Source organism: Marinomonas transparens, assembly GCF_016463975.1.
Classification (GTDB): Bacteria; Pseudomonadota; Gammaproteobacteria; order Pseudomonadales; family Marinomonadaceae; genus Marinomonas; species Marinomonas transparens.
On sequence record NZ_JAEMNX010000030.1, the window covers coordinates 1 to 19,159 of the forward strand.

The 19,159-nt window shown below is 38.4% G+C and carries 14 protein-coding genes and 1 pseudogene; 7 read left to right on the forward strand and 8 right to left on the reverse strand.

The genetic code is table 11. The features are described 5' to 3' along the window. The 5 genes from I8J31_RS18730 to I8J31_RS18750 form a co-directional block, all read left to right on the forward strand. Positions 1-2,100: hypothetical protein (locus I8J31_RS18730; RefSeq protein WP_199470113.1), on the forward strand; the 2,100-nt coding region annotated here is incomplete at its 5' end. Further along, positions 2,081-4,153, forward strand: a complete 2,073-nt coding sequence (locus tag I8J31_RS18735) for a site-specific integrase (RefSeq protein WP_199470114.1) — start codon at positions 2,081-2,083, stop codon at positions 4,151-4,153. The genes I8J31_RS18730 and I8J31_RS18735, both read left to right, overlap by 20 nt. Beyond that, positions 4,146-4,616, forward strand: coding sequence for a hypothetical protein (locus I8J31_RS18740; protein WP_199470115.1), 471 nt, complete (start codon positions 4,146-4,148; stop codon positions 4,614-4,616). Before I8J31_RS18735 ends, I8J31_RS18740 begins: the two co-directional genes overlap by 8 nt. Next, the gene (locus tag I8J31_RS18745; protein WP_199470116.1) at positions 4,613-5,836 is read left to right on the forward strand and encodes a tyrosine-type recombinase/integrase; all 1,224 of its coding nucleotides are present in this window, start codon (positions 4,613-4,615) and stop codon (positions 5,834-5,836) included. The genes I8J31_RS18740 and I8J31_RS18745 overlap by 4 nt, the downstream gene beginning before the upstream one ends. A 235-nt stretch (positions 5,837-6,071) precedes the next feature. Further along, positions 6,072-7,697, forward strand: a complete 1,626-nt coding sequence (locus I8J31_RS18750; protein WP_199470117.1) for a hypothetical protein — start codon at positions 6,072-6,074, stop codon at positions 7,695-7,697. 183 nt (positions 7,698-7,880) lie between these two features. On the opposite strand, the gene I8J31_RS18755 is transcribed toward I8J31_RS18750, so the two are convergent. Beyond that, the gene (locus I8J31_RS18755) at positions 7,881-9,263 is read right to left on the reverse strand and encodes a DEAD/DEAH box helicase (protein ID WP_199470118.1); all 1,383 of its coding nucleotides are present in this window, start codon (positions 9,261-9,263) and stop codon (positions 7,881-7,883) included. Next, on the reverse strand, positions 9,263-9,790 hold the full coding sequence (locus I8J31_RS18760; RefSeq protein ID WP_199470119.1) for a VspR family transcription factor: 528 nt from the start codon (positions 9,788-9,790) through the stop codon (positions 9,263-9,265). Before I8J31_RS18760 ends, I8J31_RS18755 begins: the two co-directional genes overlap by 1 nt. Positions 9,791-9,890: 100 nt before the next feature. On the opposite strand from I8J31_RS18760, the gene I8J31_RS18765 reads away from it, so the two are divergent. Beyond that, positions 9,891-10,268: a helix-turn-helix domain-containing protein gene (locus tag I8J31_RS18765; protein ID WP_233402910.1), complete on the forward strand. Its 378-nt coding sequence runs from the start codon at positions 9,891-9,893 to the stop codon at positions 10,266-10,268. A 163-nt stretch (positions 10,269-10,431) separates the two neighbouring features. Here the strand turns inward: I8J31_RS18765 and I8J31_RS18770 are convergent, their stop codons facing one another. The 3 genes from I8J31_RS18770 to prs form a co-directional block, all read right to left on the reverse strand. After that, positions 10,432-11,142 carry an NUDIX hydrolase gene (locus I8J31_RS18770; protein ID WP_199470120.1) on the reverse strand — a complete coding sequence of 237 codons (711 nt, stop codon included), beginning with the start codon at positions 11,140-11,142 and terminating at the stop codon, positions 10,432-10,434. 69 nt (positions 11,143-11,211) lie between these two features. After that, complete coding sequence (locus I8J31_RS18775; RefSeq protein WP_199470121.1) at positions 11,212-12,687, reverse strand: nicotinate phosphoribosyltransferase; 1,476 nt, start codon at positions 12,685-12,687, stop codon at positions 11,212-11,214. Between the two features lies 1 nt (position 12,688). After that, positions 12,689-13,561 (reverse strand): ribose-phosphate diphosphokinase, encoded by an 873-nt coding sequence (prs, locus tag I8J31_RS18780; RefSeq protein WP_199470122.1) that lies wholly within the window; start codon positions 13,559-13,561, stop codon positions 12,689-12,691. Between the two features lie 268 nt (positions 13,562-13,829). Between prs and I8J31_RS18785 the strand changes: the two genes are divergently transcribed. After that, positions 13,830-14,276 carry a 5' nucleotidase, NT5C type gene (locus I8J31_RS18785; protein ID WP_199470123.1) on the forward strand — a complete coding sequence of 149 codons (447 nt, stop codon included), beginning with the start codon at positions 13,830-13,832 and terminating at the stop codon, positions 14,274-14,276. An 80-nt stretch (positions 14,277-14,356) separates the two neighbouring features. On the opposite strand, the pseudogene I8J31_RS18790 reads toward I8J31_RS18785, so the two are convergent. From I8J31_RS18790 to I8J31_RS18800, 3 genes and pseudogenes are all read right to left on the reverse strand, one after another. Continuing rightward, positions 14,357-14,592, reverse strand: a pseudogene (locus I8J31_RS18790) (transposase); the annotation flags it as partial. Positions 14,593-14,729: 137 nt separating this feature from the next. Next, entirely contained in the window at positions 14,730-16,955 is a 2,226-nt protein-coding gene (locus tag I8J31_RS18795; RefSeq protein ID WP_199470124.1) for a UvrD-helicase domain-containing protein, read from the reverse strand. After that, positions 16,948-19,086 carry an ATP-dependent nuclease gene (locus I8J31_RS18800; protein ID WP_199470125.1) on the reverse strand — a complete coding sequence of 713 codons (2,139 nt, stop codon included), beginning with the start codon at positions 19,084-19,086 and terminating at the stop codon, positions 16,948-16,950. The genes I8J31_RS18795 and I8J31_RS18800 overlap by 8 nt, the downstream gene beginning before the upstream one ends. Positions 19,087-19,159: the final 73 nt, after the last annotated feature.

Below are 19,159 nucleotides of genomic sequence, written 5' to 3' on the forward strand. Positions count from 1 at the left end.
TTTTTTATGGAAGTAAAAGTAAACTCTACCACGATTAGATCGTTCTCTATTTACTCAAATACTTTACCGCAGGCTTTTCTTCTTGATGTTGCTGAAGCTTGGCGATTGCTTAATGGAACCTTCAAGACTAAAGCAACAGAAAGAACCTATTACCAACATATAACTAGATGGTTAAGATTTTTAGCAGATAGACCAAATCATGAGGTCTGGAGCTATATTGGACAGGATGTCGGTTCGTTACAGGAAGAGTATCTTGCTTGGCAAAATCTATTAACCGAATATCGAAATCATATATTTGACTCCTACCCTAAAGCAGATCAACTTAAAACCCGTATTAATCAATTAATGGGAGTCCGAAAGCTTCTAGAATATTTAGTTTATACAAAAACGATTCCGGATGGTCTTGTTCTTCGTGGATGGAAAGACAAACAGCGACTTGGGCAGAGCTCAACATTTTTATCTAATGACTTTTATCGACTTATAAATAGAAATAATCTGGAAAAACTTGTAGTTTCTTTCGATGATAATGATGTTTCGCTTGATGAAGATTCTCTATCTTTAATTAAGTATACACTTGAGAATACTGAGGGGGATTCTGATTTTAATCCAATATCCTTAGTAATTAGTTCATTACAAGATAGAAAGTCTCAGCTCAAGTCGCAAGCAGCTGAGGATTATGTTTCATATATTGAGTCGACAAATCAAGCTATCGAATGGGCTAATGACAGCAAGATAAGTGCTCGTGCGGATGCATTTCATAAAGCAATACTGTCAAGAGACGATGCTCATACAAAGATGCGTCTATACGATAAAGCATTAGGAGGATGCGCGACTTCAGTTTTAGTAAACTACTTAATTCGTTATAACGAAGGGAGGTTGCTTTTAAATAAAGACTCTCGCTATGGGGTTTTTTGGTTACCAGATAGAATGGATCGATATAAATATAATCGTCAGCTTATACAATGGCATCTAGGTTGCTCAAATTATGCAATGGTATGTGCATTCGCATTTATCCTACTTGAAACTAATGCTAATACAACAAGCGTTTGGGGGTTAAAAGAAGACGATTTAATTGATCAAAATGATAACTACTTTACTCTTAACTGGACTAAAAGAAGGCAACGAGGGCACGAGGCCAAATACAAAAATCTTCCAATGAGAGTCGATGAACTTACTCCTCAAACTCTGACTGTAAGAGATGTATTTCTTCATCAAATGAAATGCCGTAAAAAATTCCTTAATGATGTAATTCCAAGAGATAGAAGATTTCTATTTCTTCAATGGCACAAAAACAATGTAAAAATTAGTCCAAATGAACGCGTTTATGTACCTACTAGACCGTCATTAGAAATCTTTAATCGAATTTTTAAAATACTCTGTAAAAAAGCGTCTGGTGGTACTTGGGAAACAACACCTAAAGCGATCAGGGGAAGTGCTCTTCTTCTTACTGGGCTTGTTACTAGGGACGCAACAGCTGTAATGATTGAAGGTCAGCATGCTTCTTTAGAAATGGGTAAGCGCTATACATATCACTATCCCGAAATATGGCAACAAGATAAAGAAATACGATTGTTTCTTAACTGGTACCAAGCATTATTTACAGTTGATATTGAAGGTTTTGCAGAGAAAATTGGTATTGACCCTGTTTCGTATAATGAAAATAAAGAATTTGCTTTAGAGCAGCGACAAAAAGAAGCTCAAAATGCAATTAACCAACAGTTTGGTGGTATTCACTGCATTGATCCAACCGCAGGCGCTCAACATGGAACAAAAGCTGGTAGTGTATGTGACAAGGTAGATAAATGTCCAACATGCAAGCAGCGAAGGGGAGTATTCGTAGCTTCAATAAATAATTTAGCTAATGTTATTCAGTGGCATGAAGTTCTTGTTCAATTAAAACAGACTCTAAGTGACAAGGATTTTTATAAATGGCGAGTATGGCATGTTTTCACAACCCTCATTGTTGATACCTTTTCAAAAGACCCAACACATGCAAGATTAATGAGAGAGGCACAAAAAAAAGCTGCATTCACTCAAAACTCATACGTAAGCCTCATTCCTATTGCTGAGGTAATGTCTAATGGCACTTCAAATCATTAATTACGCAAATTATTTTTCATATTTTTATAATAAAACTGATATTGAATCCCTAAAAATAAGATGGTTCAAAGGTTGTTCTTATGATTCTGATATTTGGGTATTACAAGATACTAAAAATATGAAAAGGACTTATGAAATTGATTGGAAAAACATACCTGTTGGTCCAAATGGTGACAAACTAAATAATTATTATGGCGCAGTAAAATTGATAAAAATGAGTCTTTTGATAAGGGCTTCTACAACAGAAAAAAAACTAGGTATGACGAATTCAGCGGAATCATTATATAAAGCAGCAATTATGTTGTTTAATTTTTATCGATATTTACTTTTAATTCCTAATATTTCAAATTTATCTAGCGTTAATAACTCTGTTATTAATCAACTTATTACTGATTATTCTACAAAAGGGCTGGTAGTGCGTTTGGACTTAGATTCACGAGCAGTAAATCGATTTAACGAGATAATTTCTAATGGAAATGTTGGGGCCTATACAAAAACTTTGAAGTCAACAAAGTATTTAAAGACAAACCATGAAAAAATAGAATTTGATAATAATATGTTTTCTTCTGAGCTTGGAGTCAGCGCGCGAGCTCTTCAAAATGCTCCTAAATATCAGTTGCTAAAATATAAAACATTGAAGCCACTAGGTTATGACTTGAAAGGAAGTGGTGTGATAAAAAATAATATTGAAACTCAATCAGAAACTACTATTAGAAAGTCGATATCAGTTGTATCAAGTCTAATGCGGCAAGTTTATTTAATGCCTGATCTCTTCACAGAAAATCACCGAGTAGATCGTATGTGGATGGATGATATTAAAGTATCTAAATTATCTAAGAAAAAGGCGACTACTTCTAATATAAAGACCCGAAATATACCCCGAAACGTTATGTATGCTGTCATGGATGAATCTATCCGGTGGGTAATTGATTATTCAGATCCCTTACAGAATCATTTTAAGCATATAAAGAAAGTTTATAAAAAAAAATTGAAATGTATAAAGGATTATGGTTTTGGGGGGAATGTTGAGTCTAAGACTCATTACGCTAGGAGGCTCACCTCAGAGTGGATAAAAAGCAATAAGTTAGCTAATTTCCCACACTCAATAACTACATACCGACACCAAGCAACGTCTATTGAGCAAATAGTTAATAAACACCTTGTATCAGCATGTTTACTTGTCATATTAGCATTTACAGCTCGCCGAAGAGATGAGATATATGGACTTAAATCTAATTGTACATATGAAGAAGGTGGACTTTGGTATTTGATTGTTGATCAAGAGAAATTTAATCAAGGTGAGCGAGCTTTACCAACCTTGAAGCTTGTGGCTACGGCAGTATCTATTCTTGAAGATCTATCGGCGAAAGGAAGAGAAGCTAGTCAATTTGATAACCTTATGCAAGTCACCGATGCAAATTCTAAACATGGTAAAGCATGGCCGGATTTCAATGGTTTTTGTGACTATGTGGGAATAGAATCAAAAGATGAAGAAGGTAATCCATTCATATTCGCTGATCACCAATTTAGGCGGTTTTTGGCTATGGCTTATTATTATCAATACCGTGACCCTAACTTGTTTACTCTAAATTGGTTTTTAGGTCATGAGTCTATTGAGATGACAATGGATTATATCACTGATAGCGATGGTCAGTGGGAGATGCAGCAAGTTAAAAATGAACGAATTATAGATCTAATTGAAAGTGATTTCAGACCAGATAAATCGTTGATTGGGAATGAAATAGCAGAATTATTTGGACTCATTGAAGGACAGGGCGAAAAGCGTATTTCAAGAATGGAAGATAAAGGTAAATTAGTTGATAAGTATGTTCTAAATTTTGTCAAAGATGGAGCGTGTTTTGGCCTAACTCCTGATATCAAAAAAAGAAGCAAATGCTTAGAAAGTGGAGCCATACAATGTTCTAGCGCAACCAAAGGTAGCTGTGAAGGCTGTCTTAATTTGCTTCCAGTAGAGCAACCAATTAACCAAATTAATGTAACTGATTTGGTTTGGTCATCCTCTCCCATGCTTGAGGTGTTACAAAATGGATAACGGTCTAAAAGATTTATTGATGCAAAAAATAGAATGCAAAATAACTGCTCTTGAAAGTTACATGAATGGCTCTAGTGTCGATTTTCTTATACCAACTAAATTTTCCCTTAACTGGTTTGTAGCACTGTCAGAGGGGCGCTACGAGAGGTTTTCGAAGTCTTCTAGAGCCATTAAAGGTGGTACGGCACTAAACAAACATATTTTAGGACTTTTAAATGAGTGCGAAGAACGCCGAAAGAAAGGCGACCGAAAAGTTCAAACTAAAGATAAAGAGCTTCAAGGCGTAATTAAAAAACTAAAGGTTGAATTGCAGATTACAAAGAAAGAAAGGGACGCGCAGGCTGAAGAGAACACTGAGCTTCGCAGGCAATTAATTGATGCTAAGAGAAAGAATCAAATTGTTCAAGCGCAGATACGAGATCAAAACACCAATAGAAAAATTATTAATCTGGAGGGTAAATGAGTCACAAGGTATTAGCTCCTTGTAATTGCCCTAAGGTTATTTTTTCATCCGGTAGAACCGTGGTGCCTGTTAGCGAGTGGCTAATTGAACGTAAGTTTAATATTGGTTTGGCTGATAAAACAGTGAGAGCTGATGCGGACCATTTAGCTCATTGGTTAGATTTTTGTGAATCAGAGAAAATAGATTACCTCTCTGAACCAACAAATTTTACTATGGAGCGTTATCGTGATGAGGCTCTTTCCCGGCTATCTAATGAAAGTTGTGATCTTTATTTATCATCGATATGTAGGTTTTATTGGTGGTGTCAAAATAACACTTCTTACTGCTCAAATATGATTGGGTGGCCAAACAAAGCAGATAACACTGATTTTAACATCATAGTTAAAAAGCCTTCTAAGGGAGTAAGCGATTTTATTATACCATTTCTAAAAGGCGGTATACAAAAACCATTGAAATATATCCCTAACGTTCATGAGATAAGAGAGTTGAATGACTACCTTGCTAAAGAAGTCAAAAATCAAAAGGACTCTGTAGGTGAATTCTTGGCTGTCCGAAATCAGCTGATGGTCAGATGGGCGACTGAGGCCGCATTGCGGTCACAAGAACTTATTTGTTTACAAATTTCTGATTTACCTCGAGTTGATAATTTTAATTCTTCTATGTCAGAAGTATACATTCATCGAGGCACTAAATATGGAAAGCACAGAAAGGTTACAGTGAGTAAAAGTTTAATAAAGGCCACTTGGGATTATATCGAATATGAGAGAGATGACGCTATAAGTAATATTTGGACGAAATGTGGTGATGTTGATAATATTTTCATCAATGCGGGTAATAGATCTCTAAAACCAAGAATGAGCAAGAATACATTTTATACAGTATTAACTTCATTTAACCCAAAGATAACTCCACACGCTTTAAGGCGCTTCGGTTTAACGAGGTTTGCTGCAAGGTTAATTAAAACCGAACGTATTATTAGAAGAGAAAGCAATGATCTAAAGCAAATTGATGTTAGGCATGTTGAGCAAACATTAAGACTGCAGGCTGGCCATCAGTCTGTAACAACAACTATAAGACGGTATGTAGATTATGCTTTAGCTGTTGATTTGGATGAGGATGAAATGGAGTCCGTGAGTATTAGAATTGAAGAGTTAGAGCAGGAACTTGAAGCTCTAAAACTAAAACAGAATACAAGTATAGACCTGCGAGAGTTTATTTAATCTTAGATTTCAACAATAACCGACATACTTGGTATGGATAAGAAAGTCAGTTGCCTATAGGCTTCGAGTTCTCACATAATCCACCATTCCTACATTTCGAGTAACCTCAACCTAGTATTAAAAGTGTATGCCATTTTTATATACAATAGAGCTATCCAGTAATTCCACCTAAGCCAAATTCTCTGTTACGATTATCTACTTTACAATTACTGCTACGGCAAATATGGAAAGCAAAATGTCGGAACACCTAGTATTCCCATCAAATGTAATGGAACACTTAAACGAAGAACAAATCGAGTTACTTTACGAACGCTATTTAAGCAGGACTCTAACTAGAGCTCTAATGAATGAGCTGAATGTGAGTTGTCACATCTCACACATCATCTCGCATTTCCCTTATGTTGAGGCAGATACAGAACATGAGTGCCTATACTGCAAAAGCAAGATATATACAAAACGAAAAAATGTTGTGGGAAACGGCGTCGACTGGGGCATATGTGATAACTGTGGCCACAAGGTCTATTTGAATAGCGGTGACACTTTGATCAACTGTTCATGCGTTGAATGCAAGAAGATTCAAGCAGCACAAGAAAGATCTAGAAGAGAAGAAACCGAGAAACTAGAAAGCACTTTTTGGCGAGCTTTTCAGGAAAATAATACCATTGCTACAGATGAATACGGTGGACTGGATTACTTAAGCCAGCTAGATGTCTATGCAACTCACTTAATCATCAAATCGGGGTATGTAGATGAGAACGGCACTCTTGACCCTGTAAACAACATCCAGAAAAAACTATTACTGTTCCCAACGCAAAATGAGTTCATTCAGTACATAAAACGAATGTTCGAAGTTTCGGCGATGGGCTACGCATGGACAGAATATACGAAGAACGAGATTTTAAATGCTCATATTAACTCATTCGATCAACGCGAGTACCTAAAAGATGGGAGCCACTGGCCTTGCTTTGATTCTGTACACTTAAGGCTAACTATCGCTGATCAATATGAGGATTGTGATTGTGACACAGATGAACTGATAGATCTTTGTGATAAACATGGTTGCCGAAAACGTCAACTTATAAGCCCAGCTGAAGTTAGCCAGCAATACCATGTGCATGTGGCTACCCCTAATAAGCCGTGTATTAATCCTGAGGAAGAGTTTTGGAAGACCATTCAAAGCCTTCAACTGATGCAGTTAAAAGAGTTTCTTCAAGCGACAGAGAAGATTGTGGACTTCCCTATCCTCCAAGAAGAGCTACCTGCAATTTATGAAACGATGTGTAGCGCACTAAAGCGTTACTCTCCCTCCCGTTGCGCGTATCTAATTAATAAAGCTCTCAAAGACGCTGTAGTTTTTTCTCGGTCTGAGAAATGCAAAGGCAAAACACATGCTTGCCGCACCATAAAAAACAATATTACTCGTTTGATTGAAAAGGCTAATACTGAAGGCTGGGAGCCGACATCCTACGGACGACTCAAATACAGTGTCGTTCCAAAAATTGCTCAAAGCTTTTACAGCGAGGTACTTGGTTTTGTCGATGAGAATGATCCATCTTGGTATATGAACGTTGAAGACATTCGAGAACGATTAGCCATCCAAAATAAACAAGCACAAAAAAGGGCAAGCCTCTCGCCCGACAATGGGGAGGCTAGTGCGCCCATCGATGTTGGCACCCATTTCATGCCAGTAACTGACGAGGGCAAACAGGTATTTACTCAATTGCTTGAAGAATTCACGTGTGTAAATTGCCAAACCACAGGGTATATGCAAATTGGGGGAGGCAGAGCAGACCAAGTACTTCTTTATTGCATCAACTGTAAGAGCAGCTTCAGATACAAGCTTGAATCACAAAATGAATGAATATCATGAAGAAAGCCTGAATATGCTTCTCATCGCAGACATATTATAGCCGCCCAGCGATTATGAGAACTACCTCCAGCGTTTGAATAAGTATCTTAACCTTTGAGTAATCAAGATACCTCTCTTTGCGAAGCGAAAAGCCTTAGTGTTAGGTAATTTATTATACTTTGGTATTAGCTCTATCTAAGCTAAGGTTGTCTTAGACAAGAAACTAGAAACAATTCTTGATTTGAACGATGTCATCGTAAGTTCTGAAGTTTGAAGAGTATTACTACCTTCAGTTCGGCTGAAATCCAATTGGTCTAATACTGTTTCAGACCTATCAGAGTCGTTGCGACGTTCTAGGGCATTTAGCTCCCCCCTAAAAATATCAATTATCTCGAAGCGATCGGTAAGCTCTTTTGATTTTTGGTAGTTGTAAGCTCCAGGAATGGCTTTATTTAATCGCTTTGCGAACTCCATTAGATTTGGCTCAGCTAGAATGTACATGTAAGCAGAGCCTTTTTTGTTCTTAGTTATTCTAAGTATTCGACCTAAAATTTGCCTAAAATACAGTTCGGTTGTCACATCTGTGAGGTGGCAGCACACCTGTAGCCTAGGTATATCTGTCCCTTCACTGATCATTGCGATACTGATAATCCATTCAGATGTACCATTTCTAAAATGCTGAATTAATTCTGGCGAGTTGTCATATCTACAAGAAACTAATGTTGATTCTTTGCTGAAACAATTTAATAAGATCGATTTAATCTGCAAAGCATGTTCATATGAAGAGGCGACAATTAAACCACCAGTATTAGGTGAACTCTTTCTAAGAGCATTGAGCTGCTGAACACTCAATGACAATAAGTGCTTGATGACTTCTGGGTGTCCAATTACAGCTTGATAGCTTACTTCACCTTCTTTAAGTAGCGCTTCCAGACTAGTGTAGGTTTCAAATTTACCTAATCCTTTTACTGTTACTTTTTCTATATCAATTGCGGTAATTTGAGGCATCCGACAGACTTTGTCTTTTATTGCATCAACAAGATCATACGAGTAGTCACAGATAATGTTGCCTTCTGGATCTGAGTATTTAGCGAATGAAATAGGAAGTGTGTCAGTGCGCCAGGGTGTGCCAGTAAGTGACAACGTATAAGTCGCTAAATGCTGTATCGTGGATAGTAGTTGTAAACCCCAAGCATTAGCTGGAGAGTCACCGTTACCTGCACAGTGATGTATTTCATCAAAAATGACCAAGACTCTAGTGGCCGCAAGATCATTGATTAGCTCAGCCGCATTGCTAAGAGAGTGATAAGTTCGTGATGCTCCTATTGCCCCAAGTCTGCCATTAAATTTACGCTCCATTGTTTTCTCAAATGTTTCTTCAATGCTCTGTGAAACGATTCGAGAAGGTGAAAAGCATACTACATAGTCGATATCACCATTGTTGATAAGAGCTTTTGCTATATGCGCTGCCAGCAGAGTTTTACCCGCTCCAGGGGAAGCTAATACTAAGAACTGAGATTGATTCTTATAAGATGTGACTGCTTGAGAGAGACACTGTCCTTGCCATGCCCTAAGCATTAAAAATTCCCCTCAGGTTGGGTCGATTGAATAATCTTTTTAATGGCGTTTAATCGGCCGTAGAACCTTGTTGCTTTTTCTCTCGACTCATCTAACAATTTCAAAATAGTTGGTCGCTTATGTGGGAGTAGTCCTAAATATTCCTGATAAGCATCAATCTCTCCCAACAGTAGTTTTAATTCAGCATTGGCTTTTTTTTCTTCATCTAGAAGATGCACCTCATTTGAGCTTTGACTTGTATCTATAGTTTCTTCGTCTGACGAGCCACAAGAGCTGCTGTTTAGCATTAGGATTAATTCAGAAGTAAGGTGGTAGGTTCGAGCGTTTCGCTCTCCACTCGCGCTTAGGAGGCCTTTAGATGTCAGTCTGCTAACGTTCCTTGCTACTAGTCTAGTGGATTGGACTATATCTAGGTTTGTTGTACTTGATGCTAATTGAATGAGTTCTTTTCGTCTGATGCTGGTTCCTTCCACGCATTGTAAGAGTTCTTTGAACTGTTTATTCAAAGAAAATGGTTTGGATGTCATGTTTGTGTCTCAAAAACTAAATACTTAGGATTGCTAAGTATACAGAAATAAGTAAAACTTAGACAATCTAAGTACATGAGACTTTAAAGATGAAACTATTTTGTCAGATAACCCAATACCACTGCGGCTTAAACAAGCTCGTAATAAAATCGGCATATCTCAGAAAGAGCTTGGGATAAAAATTGGTATGGACGAAAGCTCTGCCAGCGGCCGTATGAACCACTATGAAAAGGGACGGCATGTTCCTGATATCGTGACGTTGAGAAAAATTGCTCAAGAGCTCAACGTTCCTCTGAATTACTTTTTGTGTGAAGACGATTTGAGTGCTGAACTGGCGTGTTTGATTTCCCGTTTGGATAATACTGCCAAAAAAGCATTAATTTCTGAGCTTGAGAAGTTGGAAGACTTAGAATTAGAAAAGGTTGTAGAACAGCGTGAGAACTCACCTGAGATTGCTATAGATATCAAAGACTTGTAGTTTAAATTCTTATGAGACCGCTTTGACTTTAGCACCTACTGGCACAACGACACCATTCTCAACAAAGTACTCCCAACTGATTCTTAGGTAAAAAAGTTGTTAATAGAACATTAGAAATTAAACCCAGTTTCTGAAATAAAAATGCACTTTAAGTAGTTGACGGCTATTCCATTAAGGGTCTGTTAAAGAACATTTCTCGATTGACTCCTGTTGACTTGAAAAGCTTAGCAGGCCGTTTCCCACTGATTTTGCTATTTCCTGTTTCGGTGACCATATTTGCTGACAGTACTCGATTTCTGAATGCCTTAGCTTGTAAATTTCGCCCTAAGATCATCTCAAAAACGTGCTGGAGTTCAGTCAATGTGAATTCAGTTGGCATGAGCTCAATAGGCAAAGCAGTATAAGTGGCTTTTGCGTGTAAGCGCTTTGTTGCTGTATGGATTAATTCATTATGATCGAATGCTAAGCCATGTTGTTTTAAATCAGAAAGAGGCATCCAAGTAGACTTTTTGTCAGTATCTACTCGCTTAACTTGGTTGATGTCCACGAGAGCAAAGTACAATACAGTGAGTGACCATCCACGAGGATCACGCTTAGGGGAGCTTACTGTTTTAACTTGCTCCAGATAGGCTGATTTCATACCTGTTTTTTGACGAAGTGTTCTGTGTGCTGCAGACTCAGTAGAATCATCTTCACCTAAGTGTATGAACCCACCAGGAAGAGCCCATTTGTCCTTGAACGGATGCTCTTCTCTCAAAACCATAAGAGTGTGCAGTTCATTATTAATTAATGAAAATATAGCGATATCAACAGTACATAAAGGAACATCAAAGTCGTGGATGTTGTATTGCTTTAAAAACTCTTCTTCTGTCATTTATGTTCTCGTAAAATTATGTGAGAAAACCCACTAAGTACGTCCTTGTACAGGTGGGTTTATGCGTTATTAGGCTAGCTTAGCTTTGATATCAGCAAAGCTGGTTTCCTTAATTATTTTTCCGTTCTCAAAGACAATGTCTAATGCACCTTGTTGTTCTTGCTCAGGTGTCTGGCGGTCGAATAATTCAAAGCCATTTTCTGTTTCTTCTATGCGCAATAAGCCAGCCGCAGACTTCTTATCACCTTTGTCTGTAATTGGGTCTTTAAAAATCTCACGACCTTGGCCATTCACTTGTCCCCATGTGGCTTTGATAGCAAAGCCAAAGGTATCTCGTGTTAGGTGTTGGTAAGTATAGCTACCAATACCAAATACAATATTCGTTGATGCGAATCCTTTTGCTTTAAGCCCTTTAAGAATGGCCTGAGCGCGTTGCAGTGTTATTGAATCCCCATAAATTAATCCGACACGCTCATTTAATAATTTATAGCCATTATCCGTAGTGGTACCACCAAAAATATCCCATAAGCATTCCGCTGCGCCTTTGAATTCAGGCGTACCTGGTGTTGCGTCAGCATCACCACAGATAACTTTTACTGGGTCACCGCTGTCCGGTCTAAAAACAACCTTCGCAAGTCCGATGGCATTAGGCTGACGGTTAAGAATGTCTTCTTTTAACACTTTTGTGAATTCACTAATGACTTTCCAAAAGTCCCAGGTATCAGAAACAATACTTACCACCCCTGATGGGTATAGGTCGTTAATGAGTCTTTTAAAAGTATCGATCTCGTTGTCTTTTTCGCCCATGCACATAACACTGTGTTCAGTGGCAGGGACAGAAACACCGACTACTCCATCAATACCATAATAGTCTTCGGCATAATCAATCGCAGCCACTGTATCAGTGCCGATAAAGTTGGCTAGGTGTCCAATACCAGATGCAGCAGCATCCAACATGCCACTCATACCACGAGAGCTAAAATCATGAGCTTGAACCGGTATGAAATCCAATGGAGCAGCTGTTTGTAACGCGTAATCGGTTAATAAACGCTTGTACTCATAGGCAATCGTAGCGGTTGTACATGGCTTCCATATTTCAGCACTAATACTTGTTTCTATGTAGTTAGTAAGCCAGAAAAACTCAGGTAGAGTGTTAACAACGGTAAACATAGGAACCCTAATATTTACTCGGCTACCTTCTGGTAAAGATTTAATTTTTAATGGTAAGTAACCTAAATCGTGAAGCGCTTCAATGTGTTCAATTGGCATGGCACCTTCACCAAGAGACGTGTCCATTCTGCGTTTATATTTACTGACGACTTCTTGCTTAGGCTTAGCAAAAAACTCTTGGCCCCATTGGTCGATCAAAATGCGTTTGATGTAAGCTTGAATCCCAATGACAACCACCCGTTCATCATAGCCTTCAAGTAAATTTGCTAATCGAGATGAGCGTGGTGTGAAGTTTGCGTAAACATATTCAGTCCCTTCTGGATACTGGCGTCTGTGGTCTGCTTTATAAAAGTCGATAGACATTAATGGGTTCATATCACGCTCCTTTAGTGTTTGTTGTGATTAGATTGTTTGATTTATACGTGTAGTCAATAACGTGTAATTTATCGCTGGGCTGATGAGTAAAGCTTGTCGTGGTGTAAATCTCATCAATGAGCCCTTCAAATACACTTAAGCCTTTGCTGAAAATTCCGTGAGTTACGTAGAGAACCACTTTTTCAGCATTCTTTGCTTTTAGCTGTTCTGCAATTTTGATAAAGGTGTATCCGCCATCACAGATATCATCGGTAATGATGGCTACTTTTCCTGTTAAATCATCGGTTAGTACATCTGTATGAGTAATCTTTCCCGTTGTAGGGTTTCTCTGTTTTTCGCATATCACCATATTCGAAATATTAAGCTCTTCTTTTAACTCTGAGCAGCGTTGCAGTGCTCCTTTGTCAGGGCAAACTAATACGGCCTTAGGGGAGCGTAATAAATCAGAGAGTCGGGAATCACTTTTTATTATCTCGGTAGCGGGAACGTTCGTTGCTCCTGTTAATTCAAGACCGACATTGCTATGGCAATCCCATACTGCAAGTTCTTCAATGTTTAGATTTTTAATTAACTTAGCCATTAACTGTAGAGAGAAAGCTTGCCCTTCAGCACAAACACGATCCTGCCTAGCATAGGGTAAGTAAGGGATTTCAAGGCGAAGCTTAACTTGCTGTCCATAGTGATTTTCTAGTGCATTATCGATTAAGAGTAAGTCGAGCAAATCATCCGTGCTGTTGAGTATGGCTTTTATCGATACAAATTTTGGTGTGTCTGTCGGAAGGTAAGATAGTTGTACGTGCCTTTCGCCTCCAGAGAAACCAAGAGTCACTAGCTGAATTGTGTCGTTTAAATTCGTTGTGATTGTGATGCTCATAATTACTGCCTCCTTGTTGTTGAATATATATTGTCACAGAGATAATATATATTCAACACATAAAGTAAAAAACTTATGAGGAGCTTCTTTTTGAACAATGAAGTGATTTTTTACCCGCAGAGCAAAAGCTGATATGGGTTGAGAGAGCTGGAGCTGCTCGCATACGCATGAAGATAAGTGGAGCTATCTACTTAAAGCTAATCAACTCCAAAATGATAAGCTTGGATACCTTTTTAATAAACATGATGAAGAAATAGGAAGAAACACGATGAAATCTATTGTTTATATCGATATGGACGATGTCTTATGTGACTTCAAGGGAGCATATCAGCAGGCTCGGGTGAATGAGCCTAATATTATGTTCCCTCAATCTCAATATGGCTTTTTCGCAAATTTAGACCCTATTCCGTTTGGGGTTGAATCAGTTAAACAGCTTATTGATTCAAATCTTTATGATCCTTATATACTGACCGCACCTTCCATAAAAAATCCACTTTGCTATACAGAAAAGCGTATTTGGATTGAAAAATACTTTGGTTTAGAGTTCACGGAAAAACTCATTATTTCGCCGAATAAGAGTTTACTAAAGGGAGGCTATTTGATTGATGATAACGTTTCAGGAAAAGGACAGGATGCTTTTGAAGGCAAGCTTTTACATTATGGAAGTACATCATACCCTGACTGGAAAGCGGTGATGAAATACCTGAAAACTTGAATTTAGGGGTATTGATTTAAAGGGCATGACAGAGGAAAAAATTTGCTTTGCTATGGGGCGAATAAACTATCGCTCGAGAATAATCTGCTGACTCGAGCTTCCAACTCTTGTATGCGTTGTTGCTCTGGCGTGAGAGCTTTAGTCATTGGTGTGACCCCTCCACGTTCACTTTGAAGCTGATTAACCCATCGCCGTAAAGCGGTTTCCTCCATCCTAGAGACTTGCAAGCCTCAGTAAAACTATAGCTCAGATTGAGCTCCAAGCTAGCGGCCTCATGCTTAAACTCTATTGAATATGTACGACGTTGTTTCGTCATTGAACACTTCTCTTAATGTGGCAATGTTACCACCTAAAATGGTGTCCGGTTTTATTAGACCACTACAGATTTGTGAAGCGATGATAAATTTGACCCGTAATCAAAAAACGAGACAATAAAGCTTGCTCGTAGTAAATTTAAATAAAATCCAACTGGAGCTCTTTATTAACCCTAGCTACTTTCCAACCGTTAGTCTTTAATTTTTCAAAGTCCTCGCTTGTCCAATCTATGTTGCTTGTGGCTGTTTTTTTATGGGATTCAGGAATGGCCAAACAAATGAGGTGAGTGGGTCGAGTTAATCCAACATACAGCGTATTTAGCCAATTTTTTTTAGAGCCAGTCGCTTCATTAGCTCGCTGCTCCCCAAGAAGATAAGGCTTCAATTGACCAAGTATTGGTCCCCGATTTGTACTTTCAAGCAACAGCGTTGCTGTATGTGTCTGTCCTTTGACCGAATGGATAGTACCAAGCCTAAGATCGATAGTGTTGTCACTATCATTGAATTTATGCCTATATAAATTATTTCTTTCACCCGCACCTTCTTCGAGGTGACTATCAGGAAGATCGACTTCATGCCAATCAATAAACTTGACTTTAGATGAGTCAATATCAGATCTATCAGTAAGGCTGCTAATCACCTCGAGAACAATTGCAGTTAAAGCTTCCCAGTTATGTTCATCCACTTTATTTTGGTTAGTCAAAGACTGTAGAACAACTTGGGTATAGGCTGCTGACAAAGAATCGCCAACTTCACGCTTAATGGCACTATGTTTATTTGCCACTGACTTTATCTTTGAAAAACTTGTGCCTTTAATATCATCGAGACTGTCACTACTGATTAAAAAACAAGCTCTCAATACTCCTTCGGCAAACTTTTCCAGACCAACAAATAGGCTCTTGGTATCCCTAATAAGATATCTGCCATGATTTAGGTAATCAATTAAATAGCTATGCTGCTGGTACTCTTTCGTCATCTTATCAGCAATATATGGCGTATAATAATCCCTAATAGTTCTTGCAAACTCTTCTGTTGAAGGAACTCCATCCCTCTCTTTATGTACATGGGAACAAACCTTCACATTTGCAGACTCAAGCTCAAAAGAGGCTAGTTCCTTTGATAGGAGCTCTGCAAATGCTGGAATAACAAAACTTCTAGTCTCTTCACTAAAAACCAATACACAATGATTACAACCTCCATTTGAAGCGGCTCTCACTCCCTGCATTGCGATGTCTAAAGGATTTGTCTCAAAGATCGCAGCAATTGATGAAATACTTTGATCAAATCGATGACTAACAGGTAAGGTCAATCCAGCAATACTTGGTGATGGATATGGGTCTAAACCATCTGATGGCATGGGAGGTTCAAAAGTATAGATTGTTTGATTAGCATCTCCAAACCTTTGCCTTGTGACAGCGTTTAGTTCTGGTATATCTGATAAAAATAGCTTGTGAAGCATTTTAGTCTGGGAGGAGGAAGTATCTTGTGCTTCATCAATAAACAGAAGAGGAAATCTCGCCCGAATTATTTTATATACATCTTCAGATGTATTCATTAATGCTTTGGAGAAAACAAAAATATCACTAAAACAAAACACCCCCTTATTTACTACCTCTTCAACGCATTTTCTAAGTAACAGCTCTAGATCTGCGGAGAGCTCAAAGGGCTTATCTCCCCCGAGAGTCACGCGAACTGTATTATAAAACTCATCAATGACTTTCCAATAAAGAGGAATGCCAAGACGCTGTTCTGATTCACTTTTCACCTCATGTTCAACTAACCATTGCTGAGCTTCAATATGTTTTTTTGTAGTCGATTTCGAACTCTTAATATCATCTAAACGTTTCCTAACTTGCTCAGCAACAAAGTGATCAGTTAAGGGGAGGTAATTATCTTTTTGTAGCAACTTACGCCTTTGAGAGCGACAAAGATCATCATCAATGCTAACTAATGGAATACCTTTTGAGTTTAAATATGGTTTGGCTAAAAAATCACTAAAAAAACTGTGAATAGTGCCTATAAAGTGAGGATGACGAAGAAGCCTCTGCCCTTCAAATGTACTTCCTAACCGCTCCTGAATTTCCTCTCTCGCTGCATTTGTCATAGACAGAACACAGACCCCTTGTGTTTTGGACGTCCAATAACGTGATAATAGAGCTAATTTAGCAACAAGCACCGTCGTTTTACCACTACCAGGGCATGCCTCAACATCTAATTCATCAAGATTTTGCAAAACAGTTATTTGATGCTCATCAAAACCATTTTTTAACCCTAAAACTAATTCTACCCATTTAATATCTTCCGCAGAAAAAGGGGGGGCATCTTTGTTCTGACCACAGCTTAGCAACGATCGAATGCTATTCATTACTATTCCCCTCAAGCGGTAAAGGGCTCACGGCAGTAGTAACATGATTGATTGCTTCTACCAATGCAGCCGGAAGCACTCCCTTCCAGTAAGCTATACGATCATATTCCAAGCCTTGGTTACGCATCAGCTTATCATCTATATCTTCTAGTAATACCCCAAGGTGCTGACCAGCAGCAGCTTTGGAAGCCTTTTTCTTCAAAATTAATGACGAGTTTTCATCACCTATATAGTCAGATACACTAACTGGACTCAAGAAAAGTTCATACACTTTACCCGCCAATACGCTGATATCAGTATATTGCCCTTTTAAGAATTCATAATAACTTTTAGCAGCAGTCACTACTTTCGCTTGATTAGACTTATCATACAAAGTCGAATGCTCAGCTTTAGCCAAGCAAGCAGCTACTGTAATCTCTTCTCCTAAACCATGAAATGCTAAAGAGTATTCCAACGTCCAAGGGCCAGAATAAAAGCCTTTAACAAAAGCCCCTTTATAATCACGTTTAGCCGCTTCAATTTTCACAGCATCGAATGTATTTCCCTCCAAATTAGAAATCATATTCTTTGGGAAAGCTGCATCTAGTTCTTTAAAACCAGGGGTTCCACCACCTTGGATAGTTTGAAACGCACTATCCCACTGCAAATCGAGTTGTGGCTTATCTTTGACACTATCAAGTCTAAGTTCGCGAGCAGCCAGAAAAGGGATTAGATCCCAATCATGTAAACACGCAACATTAATCCCTGGGTTAGGGTAAGCCTCTGTCCCAGAAAATATATTTGCGTACCGACTAAGCCCTGTATGTCCAACATTGACAATAGACACGCCATTTTCTGTAAAGTCCTTACCAAGTAGTTTAGCTATAGAAGGGAGCAATAAGTTCTCTGCGTCTCCTTCAACAATCATCACTCCTCTACAGAAAAATAAATTGGATTTTGTTGCATCAATAAAGCGCTCTAGAAAAGTACAATCGTCTTCAGGTAACAGACCGACAGCATGAAAAGGTAGTACTCTCCCTTTGTTAACCATCGTCATGCTCTTAATGGGTAATTTTGAAGCTAATGTAGGGCTATGAGTCGATAGAATTACTTGTAAATGAACAGAGTGGTCTTCTTTATGTTTTTGAACTTTGCTTTGGAGGTATTGAATTAACTTTAATTGTCTCTGAGGGTGTAAATGGGCTTCAGGCTCCTCAATAATCAGTAAGGCTGGTTCATCTTTAGAGTCAGCAAGAAGAAGCATTTCACATGCAATATACAGTAAATTATTAGAGCCTAACCCACGTCGCCCACCAATATTATCCAAAGAAATACCGATTTTCTCTAACATCTGCCTCTTAAGGGCTTCTTCATCTACATTAGGACCAATACCTAATTTAGCCTGAAGGTTATCTCCAGTCATCTGTAGTGGCTTTAAAAAATTCGTATTGAGGGTTTCTGTTGTTGCACCTATTGCTGGCTGTCTTTCTAAGAGTTGATTCACTAGGCGAGCAATACCAACGATACCAATTTTATCAATAACTTCAGAAAATTTATCTTCAGATAAAGAAGATAAATCAATGTCATTTTCACCAAGGTTTATTTCAGGTTGCTTCCTCAATATTTTTGAAATTCGAGAGTTTCGGCCAGCATCCATTTCTTTTTCCGCATCTCGAAGCGGTCGGAGGTAAGTAGCCCGAAGATTATCTCTCACATCAGCATCTAGTTCCTTTAACCCGTGAGCTGAAGTTGGAAGACCTGCAAAAATTGTAGTTCTTACTTTTCCGTTGCGTAGAGCTGAATTTAGCGTAATTTTTAAAACAACTGGGTTATGCTCAATTTCAGGCTGGTAAGTTAAATAGTCAGAGAAACACCCCTGCTCTGCGAGAGATAAATCTATAAAAAGAGCCTCTATAGAGAATTCTTTAGCCTGAATACCTTCAGGTGAATAATGGAAGTCCTCAGTTGTAGGTCTAAGGCTTTCTTGATCTCTAGTACCAAAAATTATTCTCAATGCATCAATAATCGCCGTTTTTCCTGCATCGTTTTCACCAACAAGTGTATTCAGTCCAACTTGCAATGGAAGCTTTAGCTTTTTATCTTCTCCCCCAAAGCATCTAAAATTCTCTACAACAAGTTCACTTATATACATAATCACCATCCATAGATATCAATACCAACACTATTACTTAGAGAACACATATTTATCTACAGTTGCAACTATG

Excerpts from the sequence above, each read along its gene's own strand:
- I8J31_RS18770 (WP_199470120.1), bottom strand. The coding sequence starts at position 11,142 with ATGACAGAAGAAGAGTTTTTAAAGCAATACAACATCCACGACTTTGAT.
- I8J31_RS18760 (WP_199470119.1), bottom strand. The coding sequence starts at position 9,790 with ATGACATCCAAACCATTTTCTTTGAATAAACAGTTCAAAGAACTCTTA.
- I8J31_RS18750 (WP_199470117.1), top strand. The coding sequence starts at position 6,072 with ATGTCGGAACACCTAGTATTCCCATCAAATGTAATGGAACACTTAAAC.
- prs (WP_199470122.1), bottom strand. The coding sequence starts at position 13,561 with ATGAGCATCACAATCACAACGAATTTAAACGACACAATTCAGCTAGTG.
- I8J31_RS18740 (WP_199470115.1), top strand. The coding sequence starts at position 4,146 with ATGGATAACGGTCTAAAAGATTTATTGATGCAAAAAATAGAATGCAAA.
- I8J31_RS18775 (WP_199470121.1), bottom strand. The coding sequence starts at position 12,687 with ATGAACCCATTAATGTCTATCGACTTTTATAAAGCAGACCACAGACGC.
- I8J31_RS18755 (WP_199470118.1), bottom strand. The coding sequence starts at position 9,263 with ATGCTTAGGGCATGGCAAGGACAGTGTCTCTCTCAAGCAGTCACATCT.
- I8J31_RS18745 (WP_199470116.1), top strand. The coding sequence starts at position 4,613 with ATGAGTCACAAGGTATTAGCTCCTTGTAATTGCCCTAAGGTTATTTTT.
- I8J31_RS18795 (WP_199470124.1), bottom strand. The coding sequence starts at position 16,955 with ATGAATAGCATTCGATCGTTGCTAAGCTGTGGTCAGAACAAAGATGCC.
- I8J31_RS18800 (WP_199470125.1), bottom strand. The coding sequence starts at position 19,086 with ATGTATATAAGTGAACTTGTTGTAGAGAATTTTAGATGCTTTGGGGGA.
- I8J31_RS18735 (WP_199470114.1), top strand. The coding sequence starts at position 2,081 with ATGGCACTTCAAATCATTAATTACGCAAATTATTTTTCATATTTTTAT.
- I8J31_RS18785 (WP_199470123.1), top strand. The coding sequence starts at position 13,830 with ATGAAATCTATTGTTTATATCGATATGGACGATGTCTTATGTGACTTC.